This is a genomic window from Clostridioides sp. LIBA-7602 (assembly GCF_056688945.1).
On sequence record NZ_CP196991.1, the window covers coordinates 1,976,762 to 1,990,578 of the forward strand.

12 protein-coding genes and 1 pseudogene are annotated in these 13,817 nt (G+C 27.3%); 8 read left to right on the plus strand and 5 right to left on the minus strand.

The genetic code is table 11. From position 1 onward, the window contains the following. Nucleotides 1-124 precede the first annotated feature (124 nt). Nucleotides 125-1,042 (plus strand): LysR substrate-binding domain-containing protein, encoded by a 918-nt coding sequence (locus ACTG45_RS09430; RefSeq protein WP_479920214.1) that lies wholly within the window; start codon nt 125-127, stop codon nt 1,040-1,042. A 114-nt stretch (nt 1,043-1,156) separates the two neighbouring features. Here the strand turns inward: ACTG45_RS09430 and ACTG45_RS09435 are convergent, their stop codons facing one another. Beyond that, the gene (locus ACTG45_RS09435; protein WP_479920215.1) at nt 1,157-1,738 is read right to left on the minus strand and encodes a TerD family protein; all 582 of its coding nucleotides are present in this window, start codon (nt 1,736-1,738) and stop codon (nt 1,157-1,159) included. Nucleotides 1,739-1,780: 42 nt separating this feature from the next. Then, nucleotides 1,781-2,347, minus strand: coding sequence for a TerD family protein (locus ACTG45_RS09440; protein ID WP_479920216.1), 567 nt, complete (start codon nt 2,345-2,347; stop codon nt 1,781-1,783). Between the two features lie 322 nt (nt 2,348-2,669). Between ACTG45_RS09440 and ACTG45_RS09445 the strand changes: the two genes are divergently transcribed. Continuing rightward, nucleotides 2,670-3,020 carry an SdpI family protein gene (locus ACTG45_RS09445; RefSeq protein WP_479920217.1) on the plus strand — a complete coding sequence of 117 codons (351 nt, stop codon included), beginning with the start codon at nt 2,670-2,672 and terminating at the stop codon, nt 3,018-3,020. Between the two features lie 54 nt (nt 3,021-3,074). Here ACTG45_RS09445 and ACTG45_RS09450 read toward each other — a convergent pair whose 3' ends face one another. After that, nucleotides 3,075-3,935, minus strand: coding sequence for a YitT family protein (locus tag ACTG45_RS09450; protein WP_044213408.1), 861 nt, complete (start codon nt 3,933-3,935; stop codon nt 3,075-3,077). Between the two features lie 875 nt (nt 3,936-4,810). Here ACTG45_RS09450 and tnpB point away from each other — a divergent pair. The 3 genes and pseudogenes from tnpB (at nt 4,811) to ACTG45_RS09465 (ending at nt 8,857) form a co-directional block, all read left to right on the plus strand. Further along, on the plus strand, nt 4,811-5,920 hold the full coding sequence (tnpB, locus tag ACTG45_RS09455) for an IS200/IS605 family element RNA-guided endonuclease TnpB (RefSeq protein WP_479920218.1): 1,110 nt from the start codon (nt 4,811-4,813) through the stop codon (nt 5,918-5,920). Nucleotides 5,921-6,070: 150 nt separating this feature from the next. Then, nucleotides 6,071-6,832, plus strand: a pseudogene (locus tag ACTG45_RS09460) (MBL fold metallo-hydrolase); the annotation flags it as partial. Between the two features lie 279 nt (nt 6,833-7,111). Then, entirely contained in the window at nt 7,112-8,857 is a 1,746-nt protein-coding gene (locus ACTG45_RS09465; RefSeq protein ID WP_479920219.1) for a cell wall-binding repeat-containing protein, read from the plus strand. An 85-nt stretch (nt 8,858-8,942) separates the two neighbouring features. Here the strand turns inward: ACTG45_RS09465 and ACTG45_RS09470 are convergent, their stop codons facing one another. Then, on the minus strand, nt 8,943-9,545 hold the full coding sequence (locus ACTG45_RS09470) for a flavodoxin family protein (RefSeq protein ID WP_021384619.1): 603 nt from the start codon (nt 9,543-9,545) through the stop codon (nt 8,943-8,945). Between the two features lie 460 nt (nt 9,546-10,005). Here ACTG45_RS09470 and ACTG45_RS09475 point away from each other — a divergent pair, with 460 nt between their 5' ends. Next, a complete protein-coding gene (locus ACTG45_RS09475; protein ID WP_479918697.1) occupies nt 10,006-11,217 on the plus strand; it encodes a diaminopimelate decarboxylase family protein in 1,212 nt (403 codons plus the stop codon). Between the two features lie 129 nt (nt 11,218-11,346). On the opposite strand, the gene ACTG45_RS09480 is transcribed toward ACTG45_RS09475, so the two are convergent. Beyond that, nucleotides 11,347-11,826 (minus strand): DUF2798 domain-containing protein, encoded by a 480-nt coding sequence (locus ACTG45_RS09480; RefSeq protein WP_021384617.1) that lies wholly within the window; start codon nt 11,824-11,826, stop codon nt 11,347-11,349. A 244-nt stretch (nt 11,827-12,070) separates the two neighbouring features. On the opposite strand from ACTG45_RS09480, the gene ACTG45_RS09485 reads away from it, so the two are divergent. Both ACTG45_RS09485 and ACTG45_RS09490 read left to right on the plus strand, forming a co-directional pair. Beyond that, a complete protein-coding gene (locus tag ACTG45_RS09485) occupies nt 12,071-12,268 on the plus strand; it encodes a hypothetical protein (protein WP_021384623.1) in 198 nt (65 codons plus the stop codon). Nucleotides 12,269-12,301: 33 nt separating this feature from the next. Beyond that, nucleotides 12,302-13,273: an MFS transporter gene (locus tag ACTG45_RS09490; RefSeq protein ID WP_479920220.1), complete on the plus strand. Its 972-nt coding sequence runs from the start codon at nt 12,302-12,304 to the stop codon at nt 13,271-13,273. Nucleotides 13,274-13,817 lie beyond the last annotated feature (544 nt).

Sequence of the window (13,817 nt, forward strand, 5' to 3'; positions counted from 1 at the left end):
ATCACACTCCAATCTCTTTTATAACTCTATGCTAAAATTATAGTCCTTGACAATACATTTGTAAAATACTAAAATATTAATAAAATCATAAGTATTTACTAATGTTTGCTAAGGTTGTGATAATATGACTATTCGCAGTCTTGAGATATTTGTTAAGGTTGCCGAGTGTGGTAAAATGAGTGAAGTAGCAAGAAATATGTATATTACACAGTCATCAGTTAGCCAAGTTATTTCAGAAATAGAAAAAGAGTATGGAGTTAAGTTATTTGATAGAATTTCAAAAAAATTATACTTAACAGAAGCAGGGAAAAAACTTCTTGGATATGGAAGGCATCTTTTATCTATAAATGAAGAAATGAATGATTGCATGAAACACTGTGCAAAAAACATTCGTATAAGAGTTGGAGCTACAGTAACTGTTGGAACATGTGTAATAAGTCCAATAATATTAGAATTATATAAGGTAAATCCCTTGTTAGAACCAGAAGTATTTGTAGAGGATACAAGGTTGATTGCAAAGAAACTACTTAATAGTGAATTAGATATTGCAATTGTAGAAGGTAAAATAAAGCATCCAGATATTGTTACAAAAAGCATTATTAATGACCATCTTGTGCTTATATGTTCTAATAAGCATGAATTTTACAAAAGAGATTACATAAACGTTTCAGAACTTTCAAATCAACCATTAATTATGCGTGAGTTGGGAAGTGGCACAAGAGCTCAATTAGAAAGTCAGCTAAAAGAATTGAAAATACCAATGAATATTAAATGGTCGTGTTATAATTCTGAAGCTATATTGAGAGCAGTTGTAGATAACTTTGGTATTGCAGTCATATCTGAATTACTTGTTGAGGACTATTTGAAAAAGCATCTTTTATGGTCTTGTGATATTGAGGGTATCAATTTACAGAGGACATTCGACATTGCATATCATAAAAATAAATTCTTTACAGAAAATATTTCATCGTTTTTTGATATTTCAGTAGAGTTTGGAAAAAAGCAAATGAGAAAAAAGAATAAAAAAATGAATGTTTTATAACATACTAAAAATAGGAAATAAAAAAAGAGTATATTAATATACTCTTTTTTTATTCACTATTATGATATTAAATCGATTTAGTTTAAAAAATATCTTTACTATTTTAAATTAATCTTAACCTAAATTAACACCAAAATTTCCACATAATCCTGCAAGACCATCTTCAAAACCAGAGCCTAAAGCATTGAATTTCCATTCTTCATTGTGTCTATACAATTCTGCAACTACTATTGCTGTTTCTATGCTAAAATCTTCACCTAATTCATATTTAATAAGCTCTTCATTAGTTTCTTCATTGTATATTCTTATATATGAATTTTCAACCTGTCCAAAGTTTTGTCTTCTTGTAACAGCTTCATTTATAGTAACAGTAAAAGATATTTTAGCAATATCCTGTGGTATTTTAGATAAGTCCACATTTATTTGTTCATCATCACCTTCACCAACACCTGTTCTATTATCACCCATATATTCAACTGCTCCAGAAGCATGTTTTAAATTATTATAGAATATAAAATCTCCATCATTTGTAACTTTACCATCGGCACCAGTTAAAAATGCAGAAGCGTCTAAATCAAAATCAAATCCACCATCATACTTGTTAGTATCCCATCCTAATCCTACTACTACTTTTTTAAGACCAGGATTAGTTTTTGTTAAACTTACTTTTTGTCCTTTTGCTAAAGTTATACCCATTTAAAACAACTCCTTATTATAAATTTTTCATTGTAATTATTATTAACTATATACATTAGCTAATTCACGAATCTCTTCATTTTGACCAATACCTAAAGCGTTAAATTTCCATTCTCCATTTCTGAGATAAATTTCACCTGCTAAAACTGTGACTTTACCAGAAAAATCTTCTTGAAGGTTATACTTAAATAATTCTTGTTTAGAATTTGCATCAACTAATCTTATAAAAGAATTATTCATTTGACCGAAATCTTGATTTCTTTTGTTAGCTTTGAATATAGAGACTCCAAAAACTATCTTATGTACATATTCTGGAATATCATCTAAATTAACCATTATCTGTTCATCATCACCTTCACCTCTTCCAGTTAAGTTATCTCCAGTGTGTATGATAGCTTTAGAAGGATGCTTAAGATTACCAAAATAAACTAAATCACTCTTAGAACTCATTTTATCTTGGCTAGTCAATGCTATCGCAAATGCATCTAGGTCGTAATTTTTTCTACCTATTTTGTTCATGTCCCATCCTAATCCTACAATCACATTTTTTACAGGATTATTGTCTTTTACTAAACTTACTCTTTGTCCTTTTTGTAAACTAACACTCATTTTTAGTTCTCCTTCTGTATTTTAATTTTTATTGGTACTTATAAGTGTAAGAATTATATTAGATATATTATATACATATTTAGACCGATTTGGCTATATATATATTATTTATTATATAATTATGTAAGTTTTTTATAATTTAAATAGAGTGCTATTATATGATTTAAAATAAACTGTGGTATTATACCGTTGGATTCAAATTTGATTGTTATAAAATAGAGCAGATGATATAATTGAGGATAATAATTATAAAATTTTAGAATGTTATATTTAAGTTCAAGTACAGCTAGAAAAATTCATATAAAGTCTGGGGGTAGTTACGATGGAAATATTTTGGATTATCGATATGATAGTACCAATAATGATTATATTGATAGGAATCTCATATAAATATAGAGCTCCAAAAGATATAAATAAATTTCATGGATATAGAACTAAAGAGTCAATGAAATCTGAAGAGGCTTGGGATTATGCACATAGTTATGGGGCAAATATATGGATTATTACAGGCATTATTTTGGCAATTGTTATTTTTTTTAATAAGATGTTTATAGAAATAAGTCCTGAATACTTAAGTTTGATAAATATTATAATTAGTCTAATTGGGATGGTAATTCCAGTACCAATTATTGATAATAAGATGAAAAAGAAGTTTAAAAGCAGGCATAATTAACATATAAAAAGCTCTGTTTATATATGTTAATTATGCCTGCCATTTGTTTTGTACTTATTCTATTTTTTTAAATCCATTACCCAAAGCTTCATGTATATCTGCAATTATAATAAATGCATTGGGGTCGACATTTTTTACTAATTTTTTTAATTCGACAACTTCTTTCTTTTCAACTACCACTAAGAGTACATTCTTATTTTCTCCAGTATAAGCACCTTCGCCTTTTAGAATAGTTGCACCTCTATCTAAATCTTCCATTATTTTTTTACTTATATCTTTTGAAAGGTCAGATATGATAGTGAATGATTTTGAATAATTAAATCCTTCAATAAGTAAGTCACTAACTTTTACTAAAATATATAAAGCTACAGTTGAATAAAGTGCAATTTCAACCTGTCTATTTACTATACCTGATAGAACTACTACGACACAGTCAACAATTCCCATCAAAACAGGTATACTAAATGTAGGAAAATATTTATTTAGTAGGAGTGCCATCAAATCAGTTCCACCTGTAGAGCCATTTATTCTAAAAATAAGACCTTGACCAACTCCCATTAAAATAGAACCAGATATAATTGCAAGATACATATCATTTGTGATATCTAGTGTAGCCATATTTGCAGTAAGTTTAAGTGCTATAGTAAGAAAAATTATTCCTAAAACTGTTTTAAAACAATCTTTCTTTGAAAGTATCTTGTAAGCAAATATGAATAATGGAATATTTAAAATTAAATTGACAATCCAAAGTTCTACACCAAATAATGAGTTAAAAACAACTCCAAGTCCTGTTATACCACCAGCAGCAATTGCATGTGGATTAAAAAACAAGTTAAGAGAAATTGCCATTAATATACAGCCTACAATTAATATTAAAATTTCTGAAAAGGTTATTCTATCTTTTTTCAATAACATCACTCCTTATATATAGATTATAATATATATTATATAGTTTTTCCAATTTTTAATAAAAAAAATAAAAATATATTATAAAAATAATTTGATTGGAATTTTCTGAAAATTAATGATATAATTAAAAATAAATTTAAAGGGAGGTTATAAAATGGCTAAATTAACTCTAGAACATATAAAAGGAAACACATATTATATTCCACTCCCTACAATAGTAGGTGTATATGCAGATGGTAATGATGCGATTTTAATTGATTAAAAAATAGCTACGCACACTCGTGACTTTAGTCGTGAGTTAGTAGCTAAAATAGTCAGCATATAGGGAAACTTATATGTAGAGATAGGATAGAACCTATCCAATACTACTTGAATTGCTGGAAACCCCTAAAGCTAACCAAACTAAAACATAAGGATGAAATAAACCTAAGTGTGAAAGTTACGAAAGTAGAAAAAATTGGTTAGATTGTATAAGGTTAAACCCTAAGTACTTTAAAATGGGCAATCAGCAGGTAAGCTCCAAATAGGAGAAACTTCAACGACTATTCCTCTTGAGGGAAGTACACTACAAGTTATCGGTAGTGGAAGTGGGTAGACCTTAACGGATAATGCCGAAGGATAAGATATAGTCTGTGCTTACATGAAAGTGTAAGAAGTTCATAAGAGAACTGCATAGGTAGTAGCGAACTTATGTGAACGACAACCTCAAAAATGATAAAAGTTAGGACTTACGGTTCTTAAATATGTTATTTAAAAATAAATATAAAACCTTCGAAATAATTGTTTTAAATAATTACGTTTGTTAATATTATAATGGGTGATGAAAAATAGAAGTTACTCGGATATGTATATTAATAATCATAAAAAACAATTAAAGTGAGGTGATAGTAGTGGAAAAAGCTTATAAGTTTAGAATGTATCCAAATAAAAAACAGCAAGAGTTAATTAACAAAACTTTTGGATGTTGTAGATTTGTATATAATAAGTATCTTGCTAAAAAAATAGAAGTTTATGAAAGTGATAAAGAAACTTTTACTTATAAACAGTGTAGTTCTGATTTGACCAATTTAAAAAGAGAATTAGAGTGGCTTAAAGAACCTGACAAATTTTCACTACAAAACACCTTAAAAGATTTAGAAAACGCATATAAAAAATTCTTTAAAGAAAATACAGGATTTCCTAAATTTAAATCAAAGAAAACTAATAGATTTTCATATAGAACTAACTTTACCAATGGAAATATTATGTACTTTAGTCAATATATAAAATTACCTAAACTTGGCATGGTTAAAGTAAGGGATAAACAAGTACCTCAAGAGAGAATACTTAATGCTACAGTATCCAAAGAAGCAAGTGGTAAATATTATGTATCATTATGCTGTACTGATATAGATATTAAAGCATTTGAAAATACTAATAGTCAGATAGGTTTAGATTTAGGAATTAAAGAATTTTGTATCTCAAGTTGTGGAGACTTTATAGAAAATCCGAAGTATCTTCAGAAGTCATTAAACAAACTTGCAAAATTACAAAGAGAATTATCAAGAAAAACAATTGGTAGTTTAAATAGAAATAAAGCAAGATTAAAAGTTGCAAGACTTCAAGAACATATAGCTAATCAAAGGAAGGATTTTCTACAAAAACTATCTACTAAATTAATACGAGAGAATGATATTATTTGCATAGAAGATTTACAAGTAAAGAATATGACTAAAAATCATAAACTATCTCGCTTAATTTCTGATGTGTCATGGTCAGAATTTGTTCGTCAATTAGAATACAAGGCTAATTGGTATGGTAGACAAATTGTAAAGGTAGGTAAATTCTTTGCAAGTTCACAAATATGTAATAAATGTGGGTACAAAAATGAGGAAATGAAGAATTTAAGTATAAGAGAATGGATTTGTCCTTGTTGTAATGTAACTCACAATAGAGATATAAATGCGAGTATAAATATACTAAAAGAAGGATTAAGACTAATAACAGTTTAAAATAGATAACGTATGTAAGAACCGTAGGAACTACGGGGATAGCCTGTGGAGAATTGGTAAGACATATTTTAGTATGCGAAATTCTATGAAACAGGAACCCTGTGACTTTAGTTATGGGAGGTTCAGAGTGGAAATAACAAAGATACAGCTAGACAGGTTCTAAGATTATTAGAAGAGCATAATTTAAATCCTAAATTAATAATAAACACTCATTCAAATGCAGACCATATAGGAGGAAATGCATATTTGAAAAATCAGACAAAATGCAAGATTGCTACAACTAAAATGGAAGGATATTTTACAGAAAATCCAATACTAGAATCAGCATTCTTATATGGAGGTTATCCAAGTAAAGCACTTAAAAACAAGTTTCTATTAGCAAAAGAAAGTGAAGTTGATTATATTATACCTTCAAATGGAAAAATTGTAGATACAGAACTTGAAGCAATTTCTCTTCCAGGTCATTATTTTGAAATGATTGGTATTAGAACTCCAGATAATGTTTTGTTTGTTGCAGATAGTCTTACACCAGAAAATATAATTACGAAATATCATTTTTTCTTTCTATTAGATATAGAATCACAATTTAAGACGCTAGATAAAATGAGAACTTTAGAAGCGGATTTTTTTGTTCCAAGTCATTCTGTTAAAATGACAGATATAAAAAATTTAATTGATACTAATAAAAAGAAAATGGAGGAAATAATAGATAATATTAAAAAAGTTTGTTTTGAACCAATTATGATTGATGAAGTTATTGAAAAGATGTGTGATTTATATAATGTCAAACTTGATGCTAATCAATATGTATTAGTTGGAAGTACAATACGTTCTTATATAACATATTTATATGAAAATAATATGGTTGAATATGTATTTGATGGTGGTAAGATGATGGTGAAAACTGTATAAGTATTAGTTAGAAAATAAGATAAAAATGAAATTTATTACTAATTAATTGCTAAAAATAGATAACAGTACCTCTTAAAGCTTATAAAAGTCTTAATTATAAATTTAGTTTTTGCTTTATAGCCAATAAATTTTATAGTGAATAAAATAATTGATATAAAGTGACTTATAATTTTAGAAAAATAGATATTTGATTATAAAATTATGTTATAATTTGTAAATAAGAGGATAAGTTATAAGCAAATTAAAGAATTTAATTTATAGGGGGAAATAGTAGAGATTATGAATAAAAAATTCAAAAAATTCAGTAAAAAAATAAGCATATCAACTTTGGCTTTGACCATATTTTTTTTAAATAATCTAACTGTAAATGCACAGTTTAAAGAGGATTCAATAACAGGAAATGATAGGTATGAAACAGCAGGACTTATAGCAGATAGGCAGACTTATGATACTGTAATATTAGTTAATGGAGATAAAAGCTTATCTGATGGTCTTTCGTCAAGTGGGTTAGCTGGGGCTATTAATGCACCCATACTTTTAACTAAAAAAAATGAAATACCAAAAGCTACTTCAAACAGACTGGATAATAAGACCTTGAATGCTGTAAAAAAAGTATATATAATTGGTGGTTATAATACTATTGAAAATTCAGTAGAAAAAGATATAAAAAGAAAAGGTATTGAAGTTGAAAGAATAAATGGAAATAATAGAATTGAAACTAGCTACAATGTAGCAAAAAAAATAAATGAAGTAAGTAAGGTAAAAGAAGTCATGCTGACAAATGGATTTGTAGGAGAGGCTGATGCTATGAGTGTAGCACCTGTAGCTGCAAAAAACAAAGGAGCCATAATACTTACAGATGGTAAATCAATTCCATTTAGTGCTAAAGGCTTAAATGTTTATGCTATAGGGGGTAAGTCTGCAATAAATGAAGACTTAGTAGAGAAAACTAATGCCACTAGAATTGGTGGAAATGATAGATTTGAAACTAATAAAAGGGTAATAGAGAAGTTTTATAATGGAGCAACTGATTTTTACATAACAAAGGGTTATCAACTAGTAGATGCACTGACACTATCTCCTTTAGCTAAAGAGAAACCAATTGTTTTAGTTGCTGATGGAAGTAATAAAGGAGTTCTAAAAGGAGCTAAAAGCATAACAAAAGTTGGAGGAATTGATGCTAATACATACAAACAATGTTTAGATGTAGTGGAATATAATGATATGAACATAACTCCTAATATTGTAAAACATCTAACTTCAATTGAAGGGAATGAAGTTTCTCAAGTATCTATAGAGATAGATAATTTAGGTGTAGTTGTTGAAAAGACAAATACTAATAAATTCGAATTTGATTATGTAAGTGTAACTAATGAAAAAAATTGTACTTTTTCTGTGAACAAAGAGGAATCTTCTAATAATATAAAAAGTGGGAAATTGGTCGTAAGTGCTAAGAAAAAAATAGAGAAGCAAGATAGCTCTTTACAAGATATGAATGGCGATAATATGATAAGTGCAAATAAGGATAAAATGGTAAATGTTATAAGAATTGGGATTCCTGATAAAGTGTATTCTAATTTTAACGTAGATGTTGAAAGCGGTGTAGTGCAACTTTATAATATTAAAGGTGGAGCTACAATTGATGTTAATGATGGAATTGCAAAAATTGTCGATAGTAGTGTAACATACCCTTTTAATATAAATACTAATGATGGTATTTCAGGTGTAACAGCTGAAACTATATCATCTGAAATAAAATTTAGAGTCAATGATGGAATTGTAGATGTAACAGCTACGAACATAAGCGGAGATATAAGTTTATTTGGCAAAGATGGCAAAGATAACTTTGATGGAATCTTTAAATTGAACTTGAAAAAAGAACCAGCAAATTTACACTTGAAGTTGATTGGAAATGGATTAAATAAGTTACCAGATGGTTGGTCTAAAGATTATATTTTAGGAAATGGGCATCCAGTTATTGAAGTTAAAAATAATGGTATAAATAATATAACACTTGGAGAATAAAATATATTAAAATAAAGCTTATATAAATTTTAAATTATATAAGCTTTACTTACATTATTAACATTTTACTTATAGCATTATTTACTTAACAGTTATCTGCATTAGATGAATTATCTAAAACATTATAAATTTGTTTTGCGAATTGACGAGAATGTTCTTCTTTTTCTGTATCCATGAAATTAGGTTTACCTAAGTCACGCTCAACAAGCATTCCTATATATTTTAACTGAGAATGTTTACAATATCTCTTAATACCGTTTTCCCAAATATCAGCACCTTTTTCAGGTTTATATCCACATGTTGTAATAAGTGCTAATGATTTTCCTGCCCATAATGCAGGTCCTTTTTCACCACCATAGTATTTGTTCATTCCATATACCAATCTATCAAGTAATGATTTCATTGGTGAAGTGCAGTACCAAGAATAAATTGGAGTTGCAAAAATAATTAAATCACACATAAGAATTTTCTTAAAAATTTTCTGAACATCATCTTCATGGTAACATCCAAATTCGGATAAATTTTTCTGACATTTCTTACAGGCAATACAAGGTTCTATTTTACAATCATATAACCATATTACTTCAATATTTGCATTATAATTTTCTAATTCCTCAATAAAAGGTTTTAGAATAGCAGCAGTATTACCTTTTTTCTTAGGGCTTCCCATAAGAATACATACTTCCATATTGACACCTCCATAGTATTTTAAAATAGTTTTTAATTATATAACAATATCTGCATAAAAAACTTTTAAAGACAAGTTACATAGAATGAAGTTTATTTTATCATAATACCTTAAAATCAAGAGTATTAGATAAGTGATTTAAAAAAAACAGCTATATTTGTAACTATATAAAATGATAATAAAATTAAAATCATCCATGTAAAAATATGATTTTTATATGGATATACTTTATTAAGCCTTTTCCCAATACGCACAAGTAAAATGTACATCAAAAAGTATACTAAAAAAACCATTAAGAATTTCATAAATAACCTCACAATTTTAGAGTTTAATATAGTTTTAGGATACTATGATAATGCGTTAACAACAATATCCTTTCCAAACTTGTAATAAATTTGAAATAAATTACTAAAAAACTAAGAAAAGATAACTATAATTTTATAAACTTGGAGGTAAAAATATGTACTCAAATAAAGAAATTCAATTTATAGAAGAACATGCACCTTGTTACATATATGATGAGACTAATATAATTGAAAAGTGTAAAGAGCTAAAAAATAATATTTTAGGTTTTGATTTTTTATATTCCATAAAAACAAATCCATATAATAAAATTGTGAGAAGTATTGTATCACAAGGATTTGGGGCAGATGCTGCTTCAATTAATGAGGTGCTACTTTCATCAGAATGTGGAATTGCCAAAGATGATATATATTATTCATCACCAGGTAAAACAGAATCTGACATAGAAACTGTTTTAGATAAATGTATAATTATTGCAGATAGTATTACAGAAATAGAACTTATAAATAAAATCTCAAAAAAAAGTAATAAGAAAGCTAAAATAGGAATTAGAATAAATCCTGATTTTACTATGGATGATGATAATGCTATATCAAGTAAATTTGGTATTGATATAGAAGATATTGACAGTGTTTTAAAGATGTTAAGCATTTGTGATTATATATCTATAGTTGGAATTCATATACATATTAAATCTCAGGTATTGGATTTTGAAAAATTAGGATGCTATTATGAAAAATGTTTTCTTATAGCTTTAAACTTAAATAAAAGTAAATATGTTAATATCGAATTCATAAATTTTGGTAGTGGCCTTGGAGTAGTTTATGATAATCTTAGAGAGAATCCACTTAATCTTAAAAAACTTTCAGAATTAACTGAAAAGATTGCCTTAACTAATTCAAAGACATTGAATGCAAGGCTTCTTATTGAATCAGGTCGTTTCATAGTTTGTAAATCAGGTAATTATTATGTCAAAATTGTAGATATTAAAGTATCAAGAGGAAAGAAATATCTTATTGTAAAAAATGGACTTAATGGATTTATGAGACCTATTATTTCTAATCTAGTTGAAAAGGTTACTTGTGGAGTAGAATTAGAAGGTCAAGAACCATTATATACATCAAACCATGCATTTTCTCTTGCAGTATTAAATAATGTAAAAGAAGAAGAGTATGTAAATGTTGTTGGAAATCTTTGCACTTCATTAGATGTAATAGCAAATAATGTAAAATTGAAAAAAGCAAATATAGGGGATTTGATTTCGATTAATAACGCGGGAAGTTACTCATATTCTCTATCTCCACTATTATTTTCTAGTTATGAGTTTCCTAAACAATATTATAAGAGAAAAGATGGATACATTGAATAAATTATATTTTAAATATTTAATATAGAATAGATATGATTCTTTATGTATAGTACTGGAAATAAATATAATTTTAATTTAGAGTGATAAAAGGTATAGAGAGTACAATAACTCTTTATACCTTTATTTATTTTAAGAGTTTACTACTTCAATAATTGTACCTTCTGGAAATAATGTTCTAAAAATAAATCTTACTAATGGCCCTGCAATTAATAGCTGTAGTGGCAATGCAACAATAAAATTGTTTGCTATATTTATCATCCATATAGTGACAAGTGTATTAGTACTCCCAATTGATTTAAGAGCTCCGAATAAAGACATACATATGACCATTCCACAAACCATACAACTAGATATAACAATAGCTTTTATAATTTGTTTAGCATCTGGATTTATAATACGGAATGCTACTTTCTTTGCGATATTAGAAACAATAAACCAGTCAAAAACCATAGCTATAACATATGTAGTTGGGAAGTCCAACCATGCACTTCTAAAGGTATCTAATGAGAATTTATCATGTATAGAAATATTATAAACGCTCATAAAAAATACCATAAAAGCACACATAAGTACTGTAAATATTAAACTTTCTTTTCTATTTTGTGGCATATTCATTTACCTCCAAGTGTAATTTATTTATATTAGGATTATACATGAAGAAAAATTTTGTCGTAAGTAAATTTTTTTAAATTTGAAATTTATTTTTGAAATAGACATAAATGAATATAAAAAATTTTTATTTTTTAGAGTTATCCATGGAAATTGGTTTTTTTAAACTTTATAATTAATAGTATAAAAGTAATTAAATTATAGTGTTGTCAAAAAAAATAAAATATAGGGGGGGTAGTTCTATATGGAGTTGTGGAAAAGAAATTTATTTGTATGTTGGATAGGGATGTTCTTTAGTTCTATAGGTATGAGCCAAATAGCACCTATACTTCCACTATATATTAAACAGTTGGGTGTAACTGATGTTGGCTTAATACAACAGTATTCAGGTATAATTTTTGGATGTACTTTTGTAGTAGCAGCATTTTTTTCCCCGATTTGAGGGAAAGCTGCTGATAAATATGGTAGAAAATCAATGCTTCTACGTGCAAGTGTTGGTATGGGAATAGTGATATTTACCATGGCGTTTGTACAAAATGTTTATCAGTTATTAGGGTTAAGGATTCTTCAAGGCGTTTTTACAGGTTATGCTACTGCATGTACTACACTGATTGCAACCCAGACAGATAAAAATCACTCTGGTTGGGCTTTAGGTACACTTGCAACAGCGTCAACTACTGGTTCATTAATTGGACCAACAGTAGGAGGATATATAGAATCAATTTTAGGACTTAAAAGTGTATTTATTATAACAGGAGGATTGTTATTTGTATCATTTATAATATCTATTCTATTTGTAGTAGATAATTTTAGACCTAAAGAAATAAAAGAGTCAATTTCTGTACCTAGGGAACCATTAAATCCATTACCAAATAAGTTTTTAATTGTATCAATTTTTGTGACTACATTTATTACTCAGCTAGCGTTATATTCTATAGAGCCAATTGTAACAATATATATATTACAGCTTACAAATTTTGCATCAAATGTGGCTTTAATAGCAGGGTTAACATTTTCTGCATCTGGGTTAGCAAACTTATTAGCAGCTCAAAAACTTGGAAAAATGTCAGATAAAATAGGTCCTCAAAAGGTATTGCTAATTTCACTTTTATGGGCAGGGGTTGTATTTATACCACAAGCTTTTGTAAAAACTGCATGGCAATTGATGTTGTTGAGGTTTTTATTAGGACTATCAGTGGCAGGTCTTAATCCTTCTGTAAATAGCTTATTAAAAAAAATTACACCAGAAGAATATGTTGGAAAAATATTTGGATATAATGCATCTGCCCAGTATATGGGCTGTTCATCAGGAGCTTTCTTAGGGGGACAAATATCAGCTCACTTAGGTATTAGAACAGTATTTTTCTCAACAAGTCTATTATTATTTATGAATGCACTTTGGATGTATAAATTTACTGGATTGTTTACTAGGAATAAAGTAAAATAATTTTTAAATTTTGATAAATAAAGAAGAGTAGTTTTAGTATTATATAAAAAAAACGAATTAAGGTTATATATAAAAGAATTCATTTTTATGAATTCTTTTGTTTTTATTAGCCCTAAAATTGTGTTTTTACAATATCCTTGTGCCATTTACTCACCTGTTGTATAATAGTAGAAATTATAAAAATATAGACTTCAGTATATTTTAAATTAGTGTTTTTTATATTTTAATATAACTGTAACAAGAGTTTTATAGAATTCTTTACTATAATGGAGAATATTTTATAGAAGCTTTAATAGTAAGTAAGAGACACTTGAAATATATTGACAATTTCTATTTATGTATTAAAAAATGTTTAAAATTATAATTTTTTTATAGTGTAGATATTGTTTCTATATTTAATTTCATAATGTAGAATAAACAATTCTTATGTAATTTATTATAGAATTATCTCAAAAAATAGTACATGGTAAAAATTGGAAAATATTATTATCGACAAAATCTTTGACTTAAAAACTATATTGCGATAGTATTAATTTAATAAAAG